30 protein-coding genes and 1 pseudogene are annotated in these 24,631 nt (G+C 24.7%); 18 read left to right on the forward strand and 13 right to left on the reverse strand.

All coding sequences use genetic code 4. The annotated features are described in order from the left end of the window. Positions 1–2 precede the first annotated feature (2 nt). Positions 3–1,123 (reverse strand): IS3 family transposase gene (locus tag AACL02_RS09030; RefSeq protein ID WP_339040217.1). Its coding sequence is split into 2 segments (ribosomal slippage): positions 3–880 and positions 880–1,123, totalling 1,122 coding nucleotides; the frame shifts between segments, so codons are not numbered across the junction. Between the two features lie 78 nt (positions 1,124–1,201). On the opposite strand from AACL02_RS09030, the pseudogene AACL02_RS09035 reads away from it, so the two are divergent. From AACL02_RS09035 to AACL02_RS09060, 6 genes and pseudogenes are all read left to right on the forward strand, one after another. Next, positions 1,202–1,888 (forward strand): annotated as a pseudogene (locus AACL02_RS09035) (IS3 family transposase); the annotation flags it as partial. 28 nt (positions 1,889–1,916) lie between these two features. After that, complete coding sequence (locus AACL02_RS09040; RefSeq protein ID WP_339043700.1) at positions 1,917–2,816, forward strand: IS3 family transposase; 900 nt, start codon at positions 1,917–1,919, stop codon at positions 2,814–2,816. 68 nt (positions 2,817–2,884) lie between these two features. Beyond that, positions 2,885–4,005, forward strand: a protein-coding gene (locus AACL02_RS09045; RefSeq protein WP_339041006.1) for an IS3 family transposase whose coding sequence is annotated in 2 segments (ribosomal slippage) — positions 2,885–3,128 and positions 3,128–4,005 — 1,122 coding nt in all. Because the reading frame shifts where the segments join, the coding sequence is not laid out codon by codon here. A gap of 38 nt (positions 4,006–4,043) precedes the next feature. Beyond that, a protein-coding gene (locus tag AACL02_RS09050) for an IS3 family transposase (protein WP_339041008.1) occupies positions 4,044–5,161 on the forward strand; the annotation gives its coding sequence in 2 pieces (ribosomal slippage) (positions 4,044–4,287 and positions 4,287–5,161; 1,119 coding nt in all). A gap of 12 nt (positions 5,162–5,173) precedes the next feature. Next, entirely contained in the window at positions 5,174–5,383 is a 210-nt protein-coding gene (locus tag AACL02_RS09055) for a nuclease-related domain-containing protein (RefSeq protein ID WP_339041010.1), read from the forward strand. A gap of 644 nt (positions 5,384–6,027) precedes the next feature. After that, positions 6,028–6,987 (forward strand): hypothetical protein, encoded by a 960-nt coding sequence (locus tag AACL02_RS09060; protein WP_339041013.1) that lies wholly within the window; start codon positions 6,028–6,030, stop codon positions 6,985–6,987. Positions 6,988–7,140: 153 nt separating this feature from the next. Here AACL02_RS09060 and AACL02_RS09065 read toward each other — a convergent pair whose 3' ends face one another. Further along, positions 7,141–7,566, reverse strand: a complete 426-nt coding sequence (locus AACL02_RS09065; RefSeq protein ID WP_339043701.1) for an IS1595 family transposase — start codon at positions 7,564–7,566, stop codon at positions 7,141–7,143. Between the two features lie 47 nt (positions 7,567–7,613). Between AACL02_RS09065 and AACL02_RS09070 the strand changes: the two genes are divergently transcribed. Further along, positions 7,614–8,731 (forward strand): IS3 family transposase gene (locus AACL02_RS09070; RefSeq protein WP_422397819.1). Its coding sequence is split into 2 segments (ribosomal slippage): positions 7,614–7,884 and positions 7,884–8,731, totalling 1,119 coding nucleotides; the frame shifts between segments, so codons are not numbered across the junction. On the opposite strand, the gene AACL02_RS09075 is transcribed toward AACL02_RS09070, so the two are convergent. Next, positions 8,687–9,172: a hypothetical protein gene (locus AACL02_RS09075; protein WP_339041016.1), complete on the reverse strand. Its 486-nt coding sequence runs from the start codon at positions 9,170–9,172 to the stop codon at positions 8,687–8,689. The two genes, AACL02_RS09070 and AACL02_RS09075, sit on opposite strands and share 45 nt — an antisense overlap. On the opposite strand from AACL02_RS09075, the gene AACL02_RS09080 reads away from it, so the two are divergent. From AACL02_RS09080 to AACL02_RS09090, 3 genes are all read left to right on the forward strand, one after another. Next, entirely contained in the window at positions 9,153–9,281 is a 129-nt protein-coding gene (locus AACL02_RS09080; RefSeq protein ID WP_339041018.1) for a hypothetical protein, read from the forward strand. The two genes, AACL02_RS09075 and AACL02_RS09080, sit on opposite strands and share 20 nt — an antisense overlap. Positions 9,282–9,325: 44 nt before the next feature. Next, complete coding sequence (locus AACL02_RS09085) at positions 9,326–10,204, forward strand: hypothetical protein (RefSeq protein WP_339041020.1); 879 nt, start codon at positions 9,326–9,328, stop codon at positions 10,202–10,204. Between the two features lie 167 nt (positions 10,205–10,371). After that, the gene (locus tag AACL02_RS09090; protein WP_339041022.1) at positions 10,372–10,503 is read left to right on the forward strand and encodes a hypothetical protein; all 132 of its coding nucleotides are present in this window, start codon (positions 10,372–10,374) and stop codon (positions 10,501–10,503) included. Here AACL02_RS09090 and AACL02_RS09095 read toward each other — a convergent pair. Both AACL02_RS09095 and AACL02_RS09100 read right to left on the reverse strand, forming a co-directional pair. Then, positions 10,489–11,025, reverse strand: coding sequence for an IS1595 family transposase (locus AACL02_RS09095; RefSeq protein ID WP_281748497.1), 537 nt, complete (start codon positions 11,023–11,025; stop codon positions 10,489–10,491). The genes AACL02_RS09090 and AACL02_RS09095 overlap by 15 nt on opposite strands. 99 nt (positions 11,026–11,124) lie before the next feature. Next, on the reverse strand, positions 11,125–11,310 hold the full coding sequence (locus AACL02_RS09100; protein WP_281748957.1) for a hypothetical protein: 186 nt from the start codon (positions 11,308–11,310) through the stop codon (positions 11,125–11,127). Between the two features lie 71 nt (positions 11,311–11,381). Here AACL02_RS09100 and AACL02_RS09105 point away from each other — a divergent pair, with 71 nt between their 5' ends. The 4 genes from AACL02_RS09105 to AACL02_RS09120 all read left to right on the forward strand — a co-directional run bounded on the left by AACL02_RS09105 (position 11,382) and on the right by AACL02_RS09120 (position 14,503). Then, entirely contained in the window at positions 11,382–11,630 is a 249-nt protein-coding gene (locus AACL02_RS09105) for a hypothetical protein (protein ID WP_339041024.1), read from the forward strand. A 136-nt stretch (positions 11,631–11,766) separates the two neighbouring features. Further along, positions 11,767–12,309 (forward strand): ribosome-recycling factor, encoded by a 543-nt coding sequence (locus AACL02_RS09110; protein ID WP_339041026.1) that lies wholly within the window; start codon positions 11,767–11,769, stop codon positions 12,307–12,309. A 34-nt stretch (positions 12,310–12,343) separates the two neighbouring features. Beyond that, positions 12,344–13,357, forward strand: a complete 1,014-nt coding sequence (locus AACL02_RS09115; RefSeq protein WP_339041028.1) for a phosphatidate cytidylyltransferase — start codon at positions 12,344–12,346, stop codon at positions 13,355–13,357. Between the two features lie 24 nt (positions 13,358–13,381). Next, positions 13,382–14,503 carry a site-2 protease family protein gene (locus tag AACL02_RS09120; protein WP_339041031.1) on the forward strand — a complete coding sequence of 374 codons (1,122 nt, stop codon included), beginning with the start codon at positions 13,382–13,384 and terminating at the stop codon, positions 14,501–14,503. Between the two features lie 428 nt (positions 14,504–14,931). Here AACL02_RS09120 and AACL02_RS09125 read toward each other — a convergent pair whose 3' ends face one another. Beyond that, positions 14,932–15,258, reverse strand: a complete 327-nt coding sequence (locus AACL02_RS09125; protein WP_339041033.1) for a hypothetical protein — start codon at positions 15,256–15,258, stop codon at positions 14,932–14,934. Between the two features lie 153 nt (positions 15,259–15,411). Then, complete coding sequence (locus tag AACL02_RS09130; protein WP_339041036.1) at positions 15,412–16,092, reverse strand: UPF0236 family transposase-like protein; 681 nt, start codon at positions 16,090–16,092, stop codon at positions 15,412–15,414. A gap of 73 nt (positions 16,093–16,165) precedes the next feature. Between AACL02_RS09130 and AACL02_RS09135 the strand changes: the two genes are divergently transcribed. The 3 genes from AACL02_RS09135 to AACL02_RS09145 all read left to right on the forward strand — a co-directional run bounded on the left by AACL02_RS09135 (position 16,166) and on the right by AACL02_RS09145 (position 18,156). Beyond that, a complete protein-coding gene (locus AACL02_RS09135; protein ID WP_339041038.1) occupies positions 16,166–16,681 on the forward strand; it encodes a hypothetical protein in 516 nt (171 codons plus the stop codon). A 60-nt stretch (positions 16,682–16,741) separates the two neighbouring features. Then, positions 16,742–17,872 (forward strand): hypothetical protein, encoded by a 1,131-nt coding sequence (locus tag AACL02_RS09140; RefSeq protein ID WP_339041040.1) that lies wholly within the window; start codon positions 16,742–16,744, stop codon positions 17,870–17,872. Between the two features lie 149 nt (positions 17,873–18,021). Beyond that, the gene (locus AACL02_RS09145; RefSeq protein WP_339041042.1) at positions 18,022–18,156 is read left to right on the forward strand and encodes a hypothetical protein; all 135 of its coding nucleotides are present in this window, start codon (positions 18,022–18,024) and stop codon (positions 18,154–18,156) included. Between the two features lie 228 nt (positions 18,157–18,384). Here AACL02_RS09145 and AACL02_RS09150 read toward each other — a convergent pair whose 3' ends face one another. The 6 genes from AACL02_RS09150 to AACL02_RS09175 all read right to left on the reverse strand — a co-directional run bounded on the left by AACL02_RS09150 (position 18,385) and on the right by AACL02_RS09175 (position 24,345). Next, positions 18,385–19,200, reverse strand: coding sequence for an IS1595 family transposase (locus AACL02_RS09150; RefSeq protein ID WP_339043702.1), 816 nt, complete (start codon positions 19,198–19,200; stop codon positions 18,385–18,387). A gap of 107 nt (positions 19,201–19,307) precedes the next feature. Beyond that, on the reverse strand, positions 19,308–21,332 hold the full coding sequence (locus AACL02_RS09155) for a hypothetical protein (protein ID WP_339041044.1): 2,025 nt from the start codon (positions 21,330–21,332) through the stop codon (positions 19,308–19,310). Continuing rightward, a complete protein-coding gene (locus AACL02_RS09160) occupies positions 21,283–21,918 on the reverse strand; it encodes a hypothetical protein (protein ID WP_339041046.1) in 636 nt (211 codons plus the stop codon). Before AACL02_RS09160 ends, AACL02_RS09155 begins: the two co-directional genes overlap by 50 nt. A gap of 658 nt (positions 21,919–22,576) precedes the next feature. Beyond that, the gene (locus tag AACL02_RS09165) at positions 22,577–23,293 is read right to left on the reverse strand and encodes an IS1595 family transposase (RefSeq protein WP_281748824.1); all 717 of its coding nucleotides are present in this window, start codon (positions 23,291–23,293) and stop codon (positions 22,577–22,579) included. A gap of 91 nt (positions 23,294–23,384) precedes the next feature. Beyond that, positions 23,385–24,206, reverse strand: coding sequence for an IS1595 family transposase (locus AACL02_RS09170; protein WP_339040763.1), 822 nt, complete (start codon positions 24,204–24,206; stop codon positions 23,385–23,387). Next, complete coding sequence (locus tag AACL02_RS09175; protein WP_339041048.1) at positions 24,118–24,345, reverse strand: hypothetical protein; 228 nt, start codon at positions 24,343–24,345, stop codon at positions 24,118–24,120. Before AACL02_RS09175 ends, AACL02_RS09170 begins: the two co-directional genes overlap by 89 nt. Between AACL02_RS09175 and AACL02_RS09180 the strand changes: the two genes are divergently transcribed. Then, positions 24,291–24,452, forward strand: coding sequence for a hypothetical protein (locus AACL02_RS09180; protein WP_339041050.1), 162 nt, complete (start codon positions 24,291–24,293; stop codon positions 24,450–24,452). The two genes, AACL02_RS09175 and AACL02_RS09180, sit on opposite strands and share 55 nt — an antisense overlap. Positions 24,453–24,631 lie beyond the last annotated feature (179 nt).

Here is a 24,631-nt window from a genome sequence, read left to right on the forward strand (position 1 = left end):
GACTATTTTTTGGTAGACATTTGTTTTTGATAATTAACTGGAGTTAAGTAGTTTAAAGTGCTGTGAATTCTTATGTTGTTATATCAATTGATGTAATCAAATAATTCTAATTTTAATTGGATTAATGATGTAAAATTTTTATCATTAATAAATTCGGTTTTGAAAGTTTTAAAGGTTGCTTCAGCAACAGCGTTATCATAAGGACAACCTTTTTTGCTTAAAGAGCGATTAATATTGAATGCTAGTAAAAGTTTATCAATAATTTTATTATTAAATTCATTACCGCGATCACTATGAAATATTTGAATATCTTTTAAACAGCGATTTGAGTGCATAAATGCTTGATATACTAATGATGCATCTTTTTTAGTACCTACACTATGTCCAATTATTTCGCGGTTAAATAGGTCAATTAATAAACAAATATAGTTTCACTTACCATTTACTTGAACATAAGTTAAATCACTAACAATAACTTCATTTTTAACTCTATTATTAAAGTTTCTATCAACAAGATTGTTTATTGGACTATCGTTAACTTTGTTATTATGATTTTTGTATGATAATTTAGTGTATTTTGATATTAAATTATGTTTATTCATAATTTCTTTAATTTTTCGTCTTGATAAATAAATTTCTTGGTTTTCTAGAATGACTTTTAATCTTCTAGTACCATAAACTTCTTTATTTTCTTTAAAAGCACTAATAACAGCTTCATCATAAATATTATTTTTGATTTTATTTTCTTTTTTCTTTAAATTAAAATAATATGTTGATTTAGAGATTTTTAAAAAATGACACATTGTGCGAATTTTATATTTAACTTTATTTTTGACAATAATTTCTATTTTCTGCCTATTATTAGTGCTGCTTGCTTTAAAATATCATTTTCCATTCTTAATTGTTTTAATTCTTTTCTTAATTTAATTAATTCATTTTCTTCAACAGAACGATTATCTTTAGTTTTAAAACTACCTGAATTAGTAAATTGCTTAATTCAATTGTAAGTAGCTGCTCTTGTAACATTATATTCTTTAGCAAGGCAAGATACTGATTTGCCACTTTGATATAAAGCTACTATTTGTTTTTTAAATTCATCGGTATATGAGTTAATATTGGCCATAATTATAGTTCCTTTCTTTGTTCACTTGTCTACGTAATTAGTGTCCAATAAAGTGTAACCCATCCAGCTTTTAAAAAAAATAAAGAAGTTTATGGTACTAGAAGATTAAAAGTCATTCTAGAAAACCAAGAAATTTATTTATCAAGACGAAAAATTAAAGAAATTATGAATAAACATAATTTAATATCAAAATACACTAAATTATCATTCAAAAATTATCATAATAAAGTCAATGATAGTCAAATAACCAATCTTGTTAATAGAAACTTTAATAATAGAGTTAAAAATGAAGTTATTGTTAGTGATTTAACTTATGTTCAAGTAAATGGTAAGTGAAACTATATTTGTTTATTAATTGACCTATTTAACCGCGAAATAATTGGACATAGTGTAGGTACTAAAAAAGATGCATCATTAGTATATCAAGCATTTATGCACTCAAATCGCTGTTTAAAAGATATTCAAATATTTCATAGTGATCGCGGTAATGAATTTAATAATAAAATTATTGATAAACTTTTACTAGCATTCAATATTAATCGCTCTTTAAGCAAAAAAGGTTGTCCTTATGATAACGCTGTTGCTGAAGCAACCTTTAAAACTTTCAAAACCGAATTTATTAATGATAAAAATTTTACATCATTAATCCAATTAAAATTAGAATTATTTGATTACATCAATTGATATAACAACATAAGAATTCACGGCACTTTAAACTACTTAACTCCAGTTAATTATCAAAAACAAATGTCTACCAAAAAATAGTCCTAAAAAGGGTTGCCATTCCAAAACAATTAAGAATGGAAAATGATATTTTAAAGCAAGCAGCACTAATAATAGGCAGAAAATAGAAATTATTGTCAAAAATAAAGTTAAATATAAAATTCGCACAATGTGTCATTTTTTAAAAATCTCTAAATCAACATATTATTTTAATTTAAAGAAAAAAGAAAATAAAATCAAAAATAATATTTATGATGAAGCTGTTATTAGTGCTTTTAAAGAAAATAAAGAAGTTTATGGTACTAGAAGATTAAAAGTCATTCTAGAAAACCAAGAAATTTATTTATCAAGACGAAAAATTAAAGAAATTATGAATAAACATAATTTAATATCAAAATACACTAAATTATCATACAAAAATCATAATAACAAAGTTAACGATAGTCCAATAAAAAATCTTGTTGATAGAAACTTTAATAATAGAGTTAAAAATGAAGTTATTGTTAGTGATTTAACTTATGTTCAAGTAAATGGTAAGTGAAACTATATTTGTTTATTAATTGACCTATTTAACCGCGAAATAATTGGACATAGTGTAGGTACTAAAAAAGATGCATCATTAGTATATCAAGCATTTATGCACTCAAATCGCTGTTTAAAAGATATTCAAATATTTCATAGTGATCGCGGTAATGAATTTAATAATAAAATTATTGATAAACTTTTACTAGCATTCAATATTAATCGCTCTTTAAGCAAAAAAGGTTGTCCTTATGATAACGCTGTTGCTGAAGCAACCTTTAAAACTTTCAAAACCGAATTTATTAATGATAAAAATTTTACATCATTAATCCAATTAAAATTAGAATTATTTGATTACATCAATTGATATAACAACATAAGAATTCACAGCACTTTAAACTACTTAACTCCAGTTAATTATCAAAAACAAATGTCTACCAAAAAATAGTCCTAAAAAAGGTTGCCATTCCAGACACTAATTACGTAGACAAGTGAACAAAGAAAGGAACTATAATTATGGCCAATATTAACTCATATACCGATGAATTTAAAAAACAAATAGTAGCTTTATATCAAAGTGGCAAATCAGTATCTTGCCTTGCTAAAGAATATAATGTTACAAGAGCAGCTACTTACAATTGAATTAAGCAATTTACTAATTCAGGTAGTTTTAAAACTAAAGATAATCGTTCTGTTGAAGAAAATGAATTAATTAAATTAAGAAAAGAATTAAAACAATTAAGAATGGAAAATGATATTTTAAAGCAAGCAGCACTAATAATAGGCAGAAAATAGAAATTATTGTCAAAAATAAAGTTAAATATAAAATTCGCACAATGTGTCATTTTTTAAAAATCTCTAAATCAACATATTATTTTAATTTAAAGAAAAAAGAAAATAAAATCAAAAATAATATTTATGATGAAGCTGTTATTAGTGCTTTTAAAGAAAATAAAGAAGTTTATGGTACTAGAAGATTAAAAGTCATTCTAGAAAACCAAGAAATTTATTTATCAAGACGAAAAATTAAAGAAATTATGAATAAACATAATTTAATATCAAAATACACTAAATTATCATACAAAAATCATAATAACAAAGTTAACGATAGTCCAATAAACAATCTTGTTGATAGAAACTTTAATAATAGAGTTAAAAATGAAGTTATTGTTAGTGATTTAACTTATGTTCAAGTAAATGGTAAGTGAAACTATATTTGTTTATTAATTGACCTATTTAACCGCGAAATAATTGGACATAGTGTAGGTACTAAAAAAGATGCATCATTAGTATATCAAGCATTTATGCACTCAAATCGCTGTTTAAAAGATATTCAAATATTTCATAGTGATCGCGGTAATGAATTTAATAATAAAATTATTGATAAACTTTTACTAGCATTCAATATTAATCGCTCTTTAAGCAAAAAAGGTTGTCCTTATGATAACGCTGTTGCTGAAGCAACCTTTAAAACTTTCAAAACCGAATTTATTAATGATAAAAATTTTACATCATTAATCCAATTAAAATTAGAATTATTTGATTACATCAATTGATATAACAACATAAGAATTCACGGCACTTTAAACTACTTAACTCCAGTTAATTATCAAAAACAAATGTCTACCAAAAAATAGTCCTAAAAAGGGTTGCCATTCCAAAAGGAACTATAATTATGGCCAATATTAACTCATATACCGATGAATTTAAAAAACAAATAGTAGCTTTATATCAAAGTGGCAAATCAGTATCTTGCCTTGTTAAAGAATATAATGTTACAAGAGCAGCTACTTACAATTGAATTAAGCAATTTACTAATTCAGGTAGTTTTAAAACTAAAGATAATCGTTATGTTGAAGAAAATGAATTAATTAAATTAAGAAAAGAATTAAAACAATTAAGAATGGAAAATGATATTTTAAAGCAAGCAGCACTAATAATAGGCAGAAAGTAGAGATTATTGCAAATAATAAATCTAAATATAAAATTCGCACAATGTGTCATTTTTTAAAACTCTCTAAATCAACATATTATTTTAATTTAAAGAAAAAAAATAAAATTCAAAATAATATTTATGAACAAGCTGTTATTAGTGCTTTTAAAAAAAATAAAGAAGTTTATGGTACTAGAAGATTAAAAGTCATTCTAGAAAACCAAGAAATTTATTTATCAAGAAGAAAAATTAAAGAAATTATGAATAAACATAATTTAATATCAAAATACACTAAATTATCATTCAAAAATTATCATAATAAAGTCAATGATAGTCAAATAACCAATCTTGTTAATAGAAACTTTAATAATAGAGTTAAAAATGAAGTTATTGTTAGTGATTTAACTTATGTTCAAGTAAATGGTAAGTGAAACTATATTTGTTTATTAATTGACCTATTTAACCGCGAAATAATTGGACATAGTGTAGGTACTAAAAAAGATGCATCATTAGTATATCAAGCATTTATGCACTCAAATCGCTGTTTAAAAGATATTCAAATATTTCATAGTGATCGCGGTAATGAATTTAATAATAAAATTATTGATAAACTTTTACTAGCATTCAATATTAATCGCTCTTTAAGCAAAAAAGGTTGTCCTTATGATAACGCTGTTGCTGAATCAACCTTTAAAACTTTCAAAACCGAATTTATTAATGATAAAAATTTTACATCATTAATCCAATTAAAATTAGAATTATTTGATTACATCAATTGATATAACAACATAAGAATTCACGGCACTTTAAACTACTTAACTCCAGTTAATTATCAAAAACAAATGTCTACCAAAAAATAGTCCTAAAAAGGGTTGCCATTCCATGAAGAAGATTTACAATTATTTAACAATTTATATTTACAATCTATTGAAGGAAAAATTAATCAAATTGATCATTTATTAATTTTAAATAGTTGTATTTTTATAATTGAGACTAAAAATTGATCTTTAAAAACTTATGGAGATTATTTTAAAAAAAATTGAATCCAATATCATGGTGAAAGACAAGAATTTATTCCATAACCTCTTTATCAAAATAGAAGTCATGTTAGAACTATTCTGTATCTTTTAAAAAAAGAAAACATTAATTTAAAACAATTTAAATTTTTTTAGTCTTGTAGTATTTGTTCAAAATAATTTACAAATTACTGAAAATAGTAACTTAAAAATAAATGAGAAAGCATTAAATTTATTTGAATTATCTGAATATATTAAAAATAAAATTGAAGAAAATTCAGGAAAATGTACTTCTTCTTCTAATATTCAAAGAAATATAATGAATCAAATTATTTTAAATAATAATAATCCAGAAAACATTCAAATTCATAAAGAACAATTAGACTATTAAAAACACAGTTATAAGCGAACAAAATTTAATAAATTAATTTTTCTAATAATCTTCTGTCCTTGAAATTTTAATTAAAAAAATGTATTTTTATTTTCTGTTCTTAATTTTTAAATATAAAAAGACCTGAAAAATTTTCAGTTCTTTTTACATTATATTACTCAATAATCTTGGAAGTACTGTAGAGTATATATAAAAAATAATAAGAATGTTCAGTTAATGAACAATTTAATCCTAACATTTTTGAAATTATTTTTTTAAAAAAAGCAAAATAACACTTAATAATGAAAAATATTATAAAAAGAACACCAAATAAAAAAGAATGTATAATTATGAACAGAAAATAGTTTATATTTTTCAGAAAAATTATCTAAGGGGGAAAAACAATATGAGAAACATGAAAACATTACTACGACTAATGGGTGCTGCTGCTTTAACAACAGTTGCAGCAAGTTCAGTTGTTGCATGTGGAACTCAAACAAAAGCGCCAACATTAGATGGCAAATATGCAGCATTACTAGGATGATATAGTGATGAAAATACAAGTACAATTAATCAAGAACTAAAAAAGGATGATACTGCTGGTAAAGAAAGTTATTCAATTTCTGTTCCTGCTGCTGATAGTACAAAAATTACAGCAACTAAATTTAACGAAAAATTATTAAAAACAGGTGACGGTGCTGATGTTGACAAATTTAAAGCAAAAGATGCTGATGCTGCAGCGTTTTTAAAAGATTTAGGATTTACATCTGGTAGCACTACTGCTTTTTATAAAGCTGAAGAAGTTACATCTATTACTTCTTTATCTGCAAAAGTTGAAAGTACTGAAGCAGGTAAAATTGAAGCTGTTGGTACAACTGATTTTAAAGTTGCAGCTGGTACTTGTCAAATTAATATTATGGATAAGGGAACTGGAGATGATGCCAAATCTGTAAAAAAATATACTATTAGTACTCTTAAGAAAGATACATTAGGTGTTCCTACTCAAGTAGATACGCTTGTACAATCAGCAAAATTGGATTTAACTAAAGCTAATGGATTTGAACAAGGCAAAGATGTACTTAAGTCTTTACCTTGAAAAACTAAGAATTCTAAAGAAAAAAATCTATATAATTCTTTAGTTAACTTATTTAGCAAAGATAAAGTATCATTAGTTTGAACTTCTGATGATCAAGGTCAAACAGTGATACCTAAGTATACAGCTCAAAAAGTATACTTAACCGTAAAATTTGGAGAAGTAAAAGTTACAAATACTCTAGATTTTGGAACTCCACAAGCTTAAATATATTTTAAAAGATTGCAATTGCAATCTTTTTTAATTTATATTCTTTTTTTATCATTTAAAAAATATTAGGCTTTTCTCCCTTTATGTACTATTTTAATTTTATCACATAAATGCTGAGAAAAGCCTATCTACGGACTTCTCCCCACATTTTTAAATCAAACATAGAATTACAGTTTCAAAACTAGGTATCTTGTTGAATTTATATGCAGCTTCTTTAGCATATAAATGAACATGATGTTTTGCAACTTTGATATGTGTTTTAAATGTTCTTCTTATATGTTTTCAAACTGATTCAATTTGGTTGGTATTTACACCAATTTTTGAAACATAGCCATCTTGATGGTTAACTGTTTCATGCTTAGTGAAAACTGATTTAAAATCGCAATATCCTTTTCAAGAATCAGTATATACAAGACATTTTGAAGAAATGTGGTTTTTTGCAAACTGCAAAAGATTTTTACTCTTTGCGTTTTTCAATACTTTCACAATTAAATTATTGGTTGTTTTTTGATAAATGCCAACAATCAAGGTTTTATTCACCAAGGATCTTCCTTGTTTGGATGGGTTACACTTTATTGGACACTAATTACATAGACAAGTGAACAAAGAAAGGAACTATAATTATGGCCAATATTAACTCATATACCGATGAATTTAAAAAACAAATAGTAGCTTTATATCAAAGTGGCAAATCAGTATCTTTCCTTGTTAAAGAATATAATGTTACAAGAGCAGCTACTTACAATTGAATTAAGCAATTTACTAATTCAGGTAGTTTTAAAACTAAAGATAATCGTTATGTTGAAGAAAATGAATTAATTAAATTAAGAAAAGAATTAAAACAATTAAGAATGGAAAATGATATTTTAAAGCAAGCAGCACTAATAATAGGCAGAAAGTAGAGATTATTGCAAATAATAAATCTAAATATAAAATTCGCACAATGTGTCATTTTTTAAAACTCTCTAAATCAACATATTATTTTAATTTAAAGAAAAAAAATAAAATTCAAAATAATATTTATGAACAAGCTGTTATTAGTGCTTTTAAAAAAAATAAAGAAGTTTATGGTACTAGAAGATTAAAAGTCATTCTAGAAAACCAAGAAATTTATTTATCAAGAAGAAAAATTAAAGAAATTATGAATAAACATAATTTAATATCAAAATACACTAAATTATCATTCAAAAATTATCATAATAAAGTCAATGATAGTCAAATAACCAATCTTGTTAATAGAAACTTTAATAATAGAGTTAAAAATGAAGTTATTGTTAGTGATTTAACTTATGTTCAAGTAAATGGTAAGTGAAACTATATTTGTTTATTAATTGACCTATTTAACCGCGAAATAATTGGACATAGTGTAGGTACTAAAAAAGATGCATCATTAGTATATCAAGCATTTATGCACTCAAATCGCTGTTTAAAAGATATTCAAATATTTCATAGTGATCGCGGTAATGAATTTAATAATAAAATTATTGATAAACTTTTACTAGCATTCAATATTAATCGCTCTTTAAGCAAAAAAGGTTGTCCTTATGATAACGCTGTTGCTGAAGCAACCTTTAAAACTTTCAAAACCGAATTTATTAATGATAAAAATTTTACATCATTAATCCAATTAAAATTAGAATTATTTGATTACATCAATTGATATAACAACATAAGAATTCACGGCACTTTAAACTACTTAACTCCAGTTAATTATCAAAAACAAATGTCTACCAAAAAATAGTCCTAAAAAGGGTTGCCATTCCAGTTTTTTAAAACCCATATGTGAAAGATACATTTCATCAATTTGCACTGTACCTTCAACAATAAATTGAGGTTTTTGTTTTGCAATACGTGTTCTGATTTTATGAGTCATTCTTCAAGCAGTTTTCAAAGTCACTCCCAATTCTTTTGCAATATCTGTTGATGGAATTCCATGTTTGGTGTTTATTCATCTAAAGATAAGATAAAACCAAGATGTTAAAGATGTTTGTGACCTTGAAAATATGGTGCCTGTGAGAATGCTAAATGTTTGATTACATTTTAAACATCTCATTCTTTTTAAATCAGAAGTATTCAAATTAAAATTAAAACACCTAATACATTTGTTTTCTTTCAAATTTGCTATATATGCAAGACATTGCTGTTCAGTTTGAAAAGCATTGTTGAATTCATTCAGTTTCATTATTCCCTCCACAAGTACATGTGGGGAGAAGTCCGAAATATTATTAATAATTAAAATTATAAAAATAGTTTCAAATCAAGAAGAATATATAATAAATAGCAGAAAATAATTTATATTTTTTAGAAAATTATCTAAAAGGGGAGAAAATATTATATGAGAAATATAAAAACATTATTACGATTAATGGCTGCTACTACTTTAATTACAACTGTAGCAAGTTCAATTGTTGCCTGTGATTTTGAAACAAAAGGACCAATATTAAATGGTAAATATGCAAAATTATTAGGATGATATAGTGATGAAAATACAAGTTTAATTAATCAAGAATTAAAGAGGGATAAAACTACTGGTAAAGAGAAGTATTCAATTGAGGCTGATGACACAAAAATTATGATGACTAATTTTAAAAACAGTTTATTAAACGCAAACGAAATTAGAAATCCAAATCAAGCAAAAGATGCTGATGCTGCAGCATTTTTGAAAGAATTAGGGATTACAAGTGGTAGTGAAAATGAAGAATATTCATCTGATGATGTTAAAAAAATTACTACCTTATCTGCAAAAATTACAAGTACTGAAGCGGGTAAAACTGAAGAAAATAATACAGGAACTGATTTTAAAGTTCTTGCTGGTACTTGTCAAATTGATATTATAAGCAAAGATGATGATAGTGTAGTAAAATCTTATACTATCAATACTGCTAAAAATGATGGATTAAATATTTCAAAGATAGTTATTACTAAACTTATTAGTGATAAAAATAGTTTAAAATTAACTGCTGCGCAAGTATTTAAACAAGGTGAGTCTGTTGCTGATTTTAAATTAGTAATAAATTCAGAAAGTAAACAAAAACAATTTGATTCTCTAGTTCAAATATTGAATACAAATGTTAGTACTCAGTTCCATGCTAGAGTTGATGATGGTCCATTAGTAACAGGAAATTTTAGAAATTTAAAAGTTTATTTAGCAATATATTTTGGTGATGTGCATCTTTTACCTAGAATAGATTGTGGTATACCACCAACTGTTTAAATCATTAAATATTTTAAAAAATATAATGACAGTTATTGTTAATTATCATATTTTTTTGTTACTATTAATACAAATGAAAATTATTAATAATTAGACATTTGAAATCAGAAGAAATTAAATTTATAAAATTGATAAGTTAAAAAAATAAACTTTAAATGAGGACACAATTGTATCTTTCAATTTTATTAAGTGATATTATTAAGGCTTTTCTCCCTTTATGTACTATTTTAATTTTATCACATAAATGCTGAGAAAAGCCTATCTACGGACTTCTCCCCACATTTTTAAATCAAACATAGAATTACAGTTTCAAAACTAGGTATCTTGTTGAATTTATATGCAGCTTCTTTAGCATATAAATGAACATGATGTTTTGCAACTTTGATATGTGTTTTAAATGTTCTTCTTATATGTTTTCAAACTGATTCAATTTGGTTGGTATTTACACCAATTTTTGAAACATAGCCATCTTGATGGTTAACTGTTTCATGCTTAGTGAAAACTGATTTAAAATCGCAATATCCTTTTCAAGAATCAGTATATACAAGACATTTTGAAGAAATGTGGTTTTTTGCAAACTGCAAAAGATTTTTACTCTTTGCGTTTTTCAATACTTTCACAATTAAATTATTGGTTGTTTTTTGATAAATGCCAACAATCAAGGTTTTATTCACCAAGGATCTTCCTTGTTTTTTAAAACCCATATGTGAAAGATACATTTCATCAATTTGCACTGTACCTTCAACAATAAATTGAGGTTTTTGTTTTGCAATACGTGTTCTGATTTTATGAGTCATTCTTCAAGCAGTTTTCAAAGTCACTCCCAATTATTTTGCAATATCTGTTGATGGAATTCCATGTTTGGTGTTTATTCATCTAAAGATAAGATAAAACCAAGATGTTAAAGATGTTTGTGACCTTTAAAATATGGTGCCTGTGAGAATGCTAAATGTTTGATTACATTTTAAACATCTCATTCTTTTTAAATCAGAAGTATTCAAATTAAAATTAAAACACCTAATACATTTGTTTTCTTTCAAATTTGCTATATATGCAAGACATTGCTGTTCAGTTTGAAAAGCATTGTTGAATTCATTCAGTTTCATTATTCCCTCCACAAGTACATGTGGGGAGAAGTCCGATTATTAATTATAAAAATTAAAGAAGGAGAAAAAATATGTTAAAAGCAGGAAGTATATTAATATTTATTGTTTTTATTTTAGAATCAATATTTATAATTCCTTTATTATGAACAATACCCGCTTTTATTTTATACAAAAAAGTAAGTAAATGTGAAGCGACTACTGATCAAAAAATTGCTTTAGCAATATTAGGAATTATCTTTGGTGCTGCATTAGGTATTATTGGTGGTATTTTTATATTAGTTGATTTAAACAATGATGAAAATAAAATCCAAAGATATTAATAAAAAAACATCATTAATTAATGATGTTTTTTATTTTTTTAAATAGTTTTCCATTGGTTTTAATAAAAATTATTATATAATTTTTATAGTTTGATTTAAAAACAACTTAAAATTATTAACTAGGAGGAAAACAAATATGGAAGTTATTATTTTAGAAGCCACAAATCTGATGAATGAAATAATTTTACGTTATAAAAATGAAATTAACAAAATTCGCACCGGAAGAGCTAATCCTAATATCTTAGAAGGAGTTAATGTTAAATGTTATGGTGGTGTTGATAGTTTAAGTAATATTGCGCAAGTTAAAGTAGCAGAAGCACATCAATTATTAATTAAACCATATGATCGCAGTTTAATTAAAGACATTACAGAAGCTGTTACAAAAGCTGATTTGAAATTACAAATTAAAAGCGAAGCAGAGAATATACGTTTAATTTTCCCACAATTAACAGAAGACGTTCGTAAATATTTAGTTAAAGATTTGAGTAAAAAAACTGAAGAATATAAAGTTAAAATCCGTAATTGTCGACGTGATGCTGTTCAAAATCTGAAAAAAATAAAATTACCAGAAGATCAAGAAAAGCATGCAGAAACTACAATTCAAGATTTAACTGATAGTAAAATTAAAGAACTTGTATTAATAGAAAACAATAAAAAAGCCGATTTAATGAAAATTTAGCAATAAAGCAATAAAAAGTTAGGGGTTAAATATTGTGAAAAAAAAGATAATAAATAAAGAAAATATAAAATCTAAAATTTCTTTTTTTGCAAAACTTAGTAATTTTTTTAGAACCTATCAAAATCGTATTCTTACAAGCTTTATGTTAATTGCTTGTGGTGTATTATGAATGTTTATTGGGGCAGTTTATTTAGAACCAATTTTTGGTAATAAACCACAGTGATCAGCCTATACATTTATGATAATTAATACTTTAATTTTTATTGGTTGTTTATGAGAAATTATTAATTTAAAAAAAGAATCAAATTGATCAATTGTACTTAAAATTTCTATAATTTTAACAGGAGTCATACTTTTATGAGTTCCGCTTGGTAAAGAAACTTTTGGTCCATATATTTATAATCATTATTGATTTGAAACTTGAATGACTTTATTAACTTTATTATTTTTCATTTGTATTTTTATTTTAATTGCTTGACGAAGTAAAAATTTTCAATTAAGTGATGTTATTTTTATTTTTACTTGAATTATTTATTTAGTATTTGTTGTTAAAGCTGTTAATTTTTTAATGTTATCAGAAATTAAACTTTCAAAAATAGGATGACCAACATTATTGTTTTTATTCATTATTGTTATGTCTAATGATGTTGGTGCTTTTATTAGTGGTATAATTTATGGTAAAACAAAAATGGCACCAAGTATATCACCAAATAAAACTTGAGAAGGTGCTATTACTGGTTTAATAACAGCAGTTATTTTAAGTATGATAACAGTAACTGTTTTTTTAGAAACAAGTAATTATAATCCATTGCCTTTTTTAGAAGTTAATAGTAAAGCACCAATCTATATTGCTTATTTTGCTACTAGTTTTATTCTTTCAATCGTTAGTCAAATGGGTGATTTATTATTTTCTTATTTGAAACGTAATTATCATGTTAAGGATTTTTCAAATATTTTACCTGGACATGGAGGATTATTAGATCGTTTAGATTCATTTTCAACAGTAGTTATTTTTGGTTCTCTAATTACTCTAGCAGCTATTGCTTAATATATAAAATTTAAGGATGAAGTTATGTATATATTTTTAGCCATTTTAATTGGTTTATTTACAATATTATTTTTAATTACATTGCATGAATTTGCTCATTTTGTAATTGCTAAATTATCAGGAGCATATGTATATGAATTTGCTATTGGTATGGGACCAAAACTTTTGCAGTGAGGTAAAAAAGAAACACGTTATACTTTAAGACTATTACCATTGGGTGGTTATGTTTCTATTGCTTCAGAAATTGCTGATGCTCCTAAAGGACGAGAAGATGAAGTAATTGATGGTAAACGAATGATGGAAAACTTGCAACGTGGTAAAAAAGCAGCTTTCATTAGTGCAGGTGCACTAATGAATTTATTATTAGCTTTTATTTTATTAATGATTGGATATGGAATTTATCCACATAAATATGATCCTAACTTGCCACCAACTTATGCAACAACAGGACCATTATATGAAGCAGTTAAAGAATATAATGAACATAATCCAACTTTTAAAATTTTAGATACTGATGCTATTACTAGTATTTATAATACTGGTGATATTGAATCTAAACAATCAATTAAATCATATTATGATTTAGAAGCATGATTAAGTAAATATAATAAAAAGACTACTAATGGTACAGTTATTGCTGATTACGAAATTACTTTTGATAATAAAAATGATAAAACTGTTACTTTTAAACGAGTAGAACAAAAAGGTGTACTATTCATTGGTGTTAGTCAAGGTAGTTATTATTTAAATGCAGGGCAAGTTATTAGTAATGGTATCATTGATACTTTTAAAGATAGTTACAGTTTTTTACAAGCATTAGGACAATTAGTTACTTTTCATTGACAAAATTTATCAGGACCTGTTGGTATTGTTAAATCAACTAATAGTTTTTTAAATCCTGATTTATCATCAACACAAGCAGCAAGTACATATTTTCGTTGAGCAGCATTATTATCATCTAATTTATTTTTATTAAATATGTTACCAATTCCGCCATTGGATGGTTATAAATTTGTTGAAAATGCAGTTGAAGCGGTAACAAGAAAAAAATTAAATGAAAAATATAAAATTATTGTCAGTATTGCTGGAGCTATATTATTTTTAGTTATCTTTATTGCTATTACTATTAAAGATATATTTTTTTAATCTTTACTTTATAATAAAATCTTATTATAAATAGGATAATAAATTTGAATGAAAAAGTTTTGAGTAATTTTCTTAATTATTTATATTTTAAAAAAATAAAATAGTTACTATTTTAAGTGAACAATATTGTTCACTTTTTATTTTATTTTGAAATATACTTTATAAGTATAAAAACTAAAATTTATATCGATTATTTGCTCCTAAGAGGGGAGCGTACCGATGTTGTCAATAATATTCAAATTTGTCTTAAAATTATAAAGTTAGACGAGAATAATTTTGACTTCAATATGCAATTGTATGTTAATCTTAACACTTGAAAAATATTAGTCAACAATAATACTTACTTTTATAACACAAAAATTCTTATTAAAGTAAACTTTAATAAGTTTTATTTTATTTTTCATTTATTTTAAAATTTTAATTTTAATTTATAATAACTGGATGGCTGTATTTATTTGATAGCATTTAAAATTAACCATTTTTGTATACATATCAATATTATAAGTTCTATCACCAATCATATGCTTTAAAATTTGTTTAATATTAGTTTCAGTAAAGCAACCAATATTTTCAACTAATGCTTGGTTTAATACACCATCTTTTGCATTAATAAAATAACCAATTTTTAATTTTTTATATTGCAAAGTTAATGATTGCAAAAAATCAATTAATTCATAATATTGACCTTTTTCAAATAAATTTATTGCATTTTGATAGTGTAATTTAGCAATTTGATTTTTTCTTCTTCCAGCCATTATACCAAGAAATAAAACATGAAAAGCATGGAATTTATCTAAAATAAATTTAGCATTTAAAATTGTAGCAGTTTTTCTAATTCATTTTGCACTATCTCCGCAAACTACTAAATTTGCTTGTTCAAAATTTTCAAAAAATAAATTACCATATTTTTAAATTAATTTTGCAGTTTTTTCAGCACCAATTTCTGTTTTTGATACTCTTATTTGACATGCAGCTCTTTTATTAATTAATTTTCCATTTTTCTTTTTACCAGTACAAAATACTAATAATCTCATAGAACATTTTTTACAATTTTTAGTATTGTGTTTTTCATTAAACTTAAATTTTCGATGTCCATCATCAATATTTATATATAAAGTTTGATTTTTTTCTAATACTATTTTAGAAATATTAACTTTTGGTAATTCAAATTTTTGATATGTTCTACAAACTGTACTATTACTTATTAAACCTTCAATAAAAGTATCACAAACATCACGATACTTTTTATCATCAGCAAAATATTTTAAAATTTGTTTAATAACGTTTGGTGCAATTTTACTATATTTTTTAACACCAAGATAGTTATCTAGCAATGAAACAAATTCCTTTTTTTGTGTTTTTGGGTTATAATGTATACAAATACGTCGTTTATAATTTAATAAACCTTTTTTTGTTTTTAATTTTCTTTTTCTAAATCTATATGATTTATATTCAGATTTATCACATGTACTTCATAAATAATCATCTATTTCTTTAAATAATTCTTCTGTTTGTTGTAAATTTAATTCATCTTGATTAAAATAGTGTTTGTCTCAATCAAAATGATTTACGAATGGTAATTTTAACATTTTTAATGTTCCTTTCAAAATTTTATTTGTTAATAATTTAATTGTATTGTTTATAAAAATTAGGGAGTAAAATATGGCTTTTATTAGTAGTTATGCACAACTGAATAAAAAATATAATCTTAATTTTAGTGATAATAATTATGGTTTTAGTTGGGATATTTTTAAACAATTTGTTGGTGATGAATGAGCAGAATATTTTACTACTAATTGTTTTTATCGTTTTATACCAACAGCACGTGGAACAAGAAAAACTTGAAACTGCTTAGCATTTGATTTATTTATATGTTGTAATTTTAGTGATAGTAGTGTTCAAGAAGTAAGACGCTATGAAAATACTCATAGTGAAACTACAATTGGCGCTTTAATGAATGTTTGTCAAGTTTTATTAGATGAATATAATATTAATTTATTACCTAATAATCCACATGGTATTAAATGAAAAATTACTAAGGATGGTGGATGTATTATTTTTCCTAACAATCAACAAATTGATTTTATTGGTTATGATAATGGTAATAAAATTTTTGGAAAAGAAGCAGGTGGTTCAAGTTTTTTAGGTTCAAGAACAGATGAAATAATCATGGCATAAGAAAAAGAAACATTAACTGAAAAACAATTAACATATCGATATGAACGTTTACAAAACTCTATGTTTAGAAGTAATCGTATTAAAGTATCAAAAGAACCTATTAAAGAGTGAAGTTGAACATTTATTGATAAAAATATATATAGTAGTACATTTTGACAAAAGATTACTCGCTATTTTTACAAAAGTTTCTTTATTACTTTTACATGTAATCCATATGATAAATATCATCCATTTTATTTAAAATACTGTACGCCGTTTTTACCATTAAATGATAAAGTGATGAATAATCTTAAAAAAGTTGGTAAAGTTTACTATGAAAATCAAGACATATTTAGTGGTTTAGGTTTATTTGTTTTAAGATTTACTATTCAACCATTTTGAAATAAATTACCTGACATTCAAAAAAGAACATTATTAGAAATGAAAAAAAGTAATCCTGATGAATTTAATTCTGTTAATTATGGTTTTGAATTTTTAGATAGTGATGCAACAATTTTTCCATTTCAAAAAACAGTAAAATATTGACAATCATATATTTTAAAACAATTTTATAATCAAGAAAAAGATATGTATAAATTTGATTTTTATAGTGTTGGTATTGATTGAGCTACGGGACCAAAAGACCATACTGTATTTATGGTAGTTGGTTTTAAAGAATATAATAATACTGGTTATTATGATGCATATATTATTTGTGAATTAGTAGTTACTACAAATGATTTTATAAATGAAAATGAAAAAATTAATGCTTATGTTAATGAAATTTTAGGATTAATGGATAATTTTGATAATTTTGAACAAGCAATTTATTTTTATGATGATAAAGCAAGAACAGCAATGGATTGATTAAATCAAAAATTAATTGATGAACACAATACTATTCTAATAACACAAACTGCTATTAAACATGCTTCAAATTTAAATCAAGAAGCCGGATTAACTAATAGAGTAGTATGAATGAGAAATATTATGAGTTATGGAAACTTTTATGCTAATAAAGATGATTTACCAAAGACTACTCAATGTTTAGAAGAATTACGTTATGATGAAACAAAAACTAACATTCCTGACAAAAATATGTATCAAGATCCATATGATGCTTTGTTTTATGCACTGTATCCATATAAAAATGTAATTAGGGGTAAAAATAATGCTACTGTGAAAAAAAGCATCTTCACATTTGCCATATAATAAACAACTACAATATCATTAATAGTATAGGTATCACAAAATAACGCCTTTTATTTAGGCGTTATTTTGCGTTTAAAAAAGTACTTGTAAAAATAATCAAAAATAGTACAATTTATAAGTAAAATCAAGGAAAAAAGGAGTAATTTAATATGAAAACATGAATAAAAGCAAATTTAAGTAAAATAACATTAGCATTAGCACTAACTGGTGCTACAACTGGAACAATAGGATTAATCATGGGGGGGTGCTTACCCATAATGTTAGTGGAGTTAAATATTTTTTAACTCCACATAAACAAGTTGAATGAGGTGTTCAAACTATTTGAACAACTAATCCTAATGATACTTTAAAAAAAGATTATAAATTTGAGTTATATTTTGCAGATGAACCATTAAGAAGAAAATTTGATATATCTTTTCAAAATTGATATGGCTTTTCTCCCTTTATGTACTATTTTAATTTTATCACATAAATGCTGAGAAAAGCCTATCTACGGACTTCTCCCCACATTTTTAAATCAAACATAGAATTACAGTTTCAAAACTAGGTATCTTGTTGAATTTATATGCAGCTTCTTTAGCATATAAATGAACATGATGTTTTGCAACTTTGATATGTGTTTTAAATGTTCTTCTTATATGTTTTCAAACTGATTCAATTTGGTTGGTATTTACACCAATTTTTGAAACATAGCCATCTTGATGGTTAACTGTTTCATGCTTAGTGAAAACTGATTTAAAATCGCAATATCCTTTTCAAGAATCAGTATATACAAGACATTTTGAAGAAATGTGGTTTTTTGCAAACTGCAAAAGATTTTTACTCTTTGCTTTTTTCAATACTTTCACAATTAAATTATTGGTTGTTTTTTGATAAATGCCAACAATCAAGGTTTTATTCACCAAGGATCTTCCTTGTTTTTTAAAACCCATATGTGAAAGATACATTTCATCAATTTGCACTGTACCTTCAACAATAAATTGAGGTTTTTGTTTTGCAATACGTGTTCTGATTTTATGAGTCATTCTTCAAGCAGTTTTCAAAGTCACTCCCAATTCTTTTGCAATATCTGTTGATGGAATTCCATGTTTGGTGTTTATTCATCTAAAGATAAGATAAAACCAAGATGTTAAAGATGTTTGTGACCTTGAAAATATGGTGCCTGTGAGAATGCTAAATGTTTGATTACATTTTAAACATCTCATTCTTTTTAAATCAGAAGTATTCAAATTAAAACTAAAACACCTAATACATTTGTTTTCTTTCAAATTTGCTATATATGCAAGACATTGCTGTTCAGTTTGAAAAGCATTGTTGAATTCATTCAGTTTCATTATTCCCTCCACAAGTACATGTGGGGAGAAGTCCGATTGATATTACAGTACAGACATAGTATGAAATGGTAAATATCCTAATGGATATTTTAATAAATAATTTATATTTCTAAGTTAATATAAGAAATATTTTCATTATATTTATCAAATAAATTAATATTTTGTAAATTTATTTCTTGTTTATCAGTTATTAAAATTAAATCATAATTACCAGCACCAAATATACCACTGATTTCAATCCGATTTAAGTTATTAATCGGATTTTCAATTTGTAATTCAAATTCACTATTATTATCAATTTTTAAAATTTCTTTATAAAATTCTAATTTAGAATATAATTGAGATTTATTTGAACCATATAAACTTAAAGCATTTTCAATTTTATTGTTATTAATAATTGTTTTTGTAAAGTACTTTCCATATTCACCATTACCAAGTGTTCAATCAGCCGGAATTAATGAGGGAATATTATTACTTTCTAATTCATTTGTAATAGATAATCAGTTAAATTGATTATCATCTAGTTTAAATAGTTCATTTTGACTAATATCATTACTTTTCAATTTAATATTATTAATATCAGTAAAATCAAAATAAGCAGATTTTAATACTACTTTTATATCTTTATACTGTCAAATATCATTTTCACTAGGTTGTATTGGACTTGATTGTAATTCAAAATAATATGGCAATAAAATTTTATTATCATCATTTAATCCTTTATTTATTGATAATGATGAATAAATATATTTTGATAACATAGTAAATATTTGTTTAAATATTTTAACTTGTGATAAATTAACATAATTTGGATAATCTAACTCTCATTGCCTAAATAAGTTGGTAATTACTTCATCGGGTTTTTGACCTTCAAATTTTTTTCTTAATTCTGCTATTTTATTTTTTGGTTTACCTTTATCATCATAATCTGCACCTTCGAAATTTCTATTATAGTTATATGTATAACTTAACATATTTAATAATAATTTTTGTAAACTATCAATTGTTGGTGCATCTTTTATTTCAATCTCTATACTTTTAAATCTATTATTGGTTGCAAGATAAACATATCATCCTTCGTTATTAAAAGATAAAACTTTTTTATCTTCTAAATGTATTTCATGTTTTAATGGTCAATTACCATTTCAAATACCACCCATTTCTCAACCTAATCAAGTATCAGTTACTCTTGCATTATTAATAACTTCTTTTCTTGTTTCTTTACCACCACTAATAGCAATTAAATCTAAAACTGATTTTTCTTGTCCAATAAATTGTTTTGCTAAATTTCATGGTAATATTTGTTCACTAAATCATTGTTGTAATATTCTAACTTTTGGTTGAGTTTCAATAGGCATTGATAACAACGGAAATGCTATCTTATCCTTGACAAATAACTTTGGGTATACTTCCATATTGTCAACTTCACCAAGTACCTTTATATTGCCAAAAATCATGCTTCTAGGGGCTTTAATTTTTAAACCAGTAACTTTTGTATCTTTATCTAATGGTTTTTGTAATTTAATAATAATTGGATAACCATCTCTTGTTTTAAAATCTTTAATTTTAATAATAGTTATACTTTTAGTACTTCTTGTTTTTGGATTTTGATAAGGTTGTGAATAATTATTAATAATATATAAATTATCAATATTATTTTCAGTTAATGGTTCATTAATAGACACAGCATACAATTTAAATTGATTTAATAAATTTATTTCTTGAAATATTAAATTTTTAATATCATTCATACTATATTCAATAGTATTATCATTAATATTAGTACTTGCTCTTTGATTTAATTGCATAGTAAAATCAGATGTTTCAACAGCAGTAGTTTTTAATACTTTATCAATATCAATAAAACCTATTTTAATAGTATTTGCTGAAAATTTTAAACTATTATTTTCATTATTTTTAAATAAACGTTCAATTTCATAAATATATATCGTTCTTTTTTTAAATTCATCATATGCTCTATTAATATCTGGGTCACTAGTAGCACGCATCATATTAGTAAAGTCATAAGGAATATTATCAATTAAATAATCATTTTCTACTTCTGCTTGATTAAGTTTAGTTTGTTTTTGTGGAAATTTCGTTTGTGGTTTGTTGTTGTTTTCCATTTTTCTCTCCTATTAATTGGTTATTTTCGGGATTAAATAATTTTAATTTAACTGTTAAATTATTAATTTCTTGCTCATCATTAATATTAAAGGTTTTACTACTTAATAAATCTTTATCTAAATGTACTAATATTTGAATAAATTTAATAATATCAATATTAAATTGTCATAATTTTTGTTCAATATAATTAATGGTTGAAATATTTACTGCTGTACTTTCGGGAACTGATTGTTGTGCAGATTTCTTTTGACTTGGTATATGAATACCACAACGTTTAAATATTTCATTAACATTTCAATCGTATATATCAGTTAAATTTTTACCTTTAAAATTGCTATTTGTCATATTGATATTTTCATTTTGTTCATTATTATCTCCGCCACTTTTAAATATGTAGTTTTTAGTAACCAAAGTTCTTACTGCATCTTCTAATGCTGATTGAACATTACCATAAGTTTGACTAAATATAAATTTAGGTGAATTTAAAATGGTATCTAAAACAATTTGTTCATAAATAACATCTAATGCTTTAATTTTATCCATTACTTTATCACAATCTGCTAATTCATTTGCTTTATTTCGCATAATTGCTATTGGTATATAGTTAATATTTAGTATTTGTTCTTGTGCTAAATTAGGATTATTAATGAATGATTTAAAATCTAATGGAAATTGTTTTTTATTATCACTAATACTATAAATTGCACGATTAATAGTTACTTGTTCATTATTTAGTGTATAAATTTCAAATAATCTTACAGTTTGTGCATTTTGTTCATAACTATCATAAAAAATAGTACATTGAATTAATTTACCAGTAATATCATAAACTCTTTGTTGTATATCAACTACTTGAAAATATAAGTCATCATTAGCAATATAAATTAAATAACCACTAATTCCTAATTTACTTAATTTAAAAATAGAATTTCAATTTTTTCTATAAAATTCTTGTTGAATTAAATATTTCGTAATAACTTCATTATTAATATCTAATGGAGCATTATATAAATTAGCATTATTTTCTGCTACAAAATCAGTGAAATAAGTTTCATGGTTAAAATCATTAAAACCAAAATAATTTAAAATTGAAGCATGTGTACTTTTATTTTTATTGGTTAAAAATTTTACTTTTTCATTTTGATTATCACTAATATTATTGGCTTTTCTCCCTTTATGTACTATTTTAATTTTATCACATAAATGCTGAGAAAAGCCTATCTACGGACTTCTCCCCACATTTTTAAATCAAACATAGAATTACAGTTTCAAAACTAGGTATCTTGTTGAATTTATATGCAGCTTCTTTAGCATATAAATGAACATGATGTTTTGCAACTTTGATATGTGTTTTAAATGTTCTTCTTATATGTTTTCAAACTGATTCAATTTGGTTGGTATTTACACCAATTTTTGAAACATAGCCATCTTGATGGTTAACTGTTTCATGCTTAGTGAAAACTGATTTAAAATCGCAATATCCTTTTCAAGAATCAGTATATACAAGACATTTTGAAGAAATGTGGTTTTTTGCAAACTGCAAAAGATTTTTACTCTTTGCGTTTTTCAATACTTTCACAATTAAATTATTGGTTGTTTTTTGATAAATGCCAACAATCAAGGTTTTATTCACCAAGGATCTTCCTTGTTTTTTAAAACCCATATGTGAAAGATACATTTCATCAATTTGCACTGTACCTTCAACAATAAATTGAGGTTTTTGTTTTGCAATACGTGTTCTGATTTTATGAGTCATTCTTCAAGCAGTTTTCAAAGTCACTCCCAATTCTTTTGCAATATCTGTTGATGGAATTCCATGTTTGGTGTTTATTCATCTAAAGATAAGATAAAACCAAGATGTTAAAGATGTTTGTGACCTTGAAAATATGGTGCCTGTGAGAATGCTAAATGTTTGATTACATTTTAAACATCTCATTCTTTTTAAATCAGAAGTATTCAAATTAAAATTGGCTTTTCTCCCTTTATGTACTATTTTAATTTTATCACATAAATGCTGAGAAAAGCCTATCTACGTACTTCTCCCCACATTTTTAAATCAAACATAGAATTACAGTTTCAAAACTAGGTATCTTGTTGAATTTATATGCAGCTTCTTTAGCATATAAATGAACATGATGTTTTGCAACTTTGATATGTGTTTTAAATGTTCTTCTTATATGTTTTCAAACTGATTCAATTTGGTTGGTATTTACACCAATTTTTGAAACATAGCCATCTTGATGGTTAACTGTTTCATGCTTAGTGAAAACTGATTTAAAATCGCAATATCCTTTTCAAGAATCAGTATATACAAGACATTTTGAAGAAATGTGGTTTTTTGCAAACTGCAAAAGATTTTTACTCTTTGCGTTTTTCAATACTTTCACAATTAAATTATTGGTTGTTTTTTGATAAATGCCAACAATCAAGGTTTTATTCACCAAGGATCTTCCTTGTTTTTTAAAACCCATATGTGAAAGATACATTTCATCAATTTGCACTGTACCTTCAACAATAAATTGAGGTTTTTGTTTTGCAATACGTGTTCTGATTTTATGAGTCATTCTTCAAGCAGTTTTCAAAGTCACTCCCAATTCTTTTGCAATATCTGTTGATGGAATTCCATGTTTGGTGTTTATTCATCTAAAGATAAGATAAAACCAAGATGTTAAAGATGTTTGTGACCTTGAAAATATGGTGCCTGTGAGAATGCTAAATGTTTGATTACATTTTAAACATCTCATTCTTTTTAAATCAGAAGTATTCAAATTAAAATTAAAACACCTAATACATTTGTTTTCTTTCAAATTTGCTATATATGCAAGACATTGCTGTTCAGTTTGAAAAGCATTTTTGAATTCATTCAGTTTCATTATTCCCTCCACAAGTACATGTGGGGAGAAGTCCGTTAAAATTAAAACACCTAATACATTTGTTTTCTTTCAAATTTGCTATATATGCAAGACATTGCTGTTCAGTTTGAAAAGCATTGTTGAATTCATTCAGTTTCATTATTCCCTCCACAAGTACATGTGGGGAGAAGTCCGATATTATTTTTATCTTTTCTAAAAAATCTACCTAACATAATATTCACCACCTTTCTTAAAATATTTGATTAATTTTTAATACAATTTTTACTATAATAAATATAATTAAACCGGCAACAGCCGAAGATAATAAAACTCCAATTAAACCTAAAATAATCTTTATAATTTTAAAAAACATAATATTATTCCTGTAATTCTTCTAATTTTAAAAGTTGGCCAAATCTTGTAGGGTCACTAACGATAGCAATGGT

The organism is Spiroplasma endosymbiont of Apeira syringaria (genome assembly GCF_964020205.1).
Classification (GTDB): domain Bacteria; phylum Bacillota_I; class Bacilli_A; order Mycoplasmatales; family VBWQ01; genus Spiroplasma_E; species Spiroplasma_E ixodetis_A.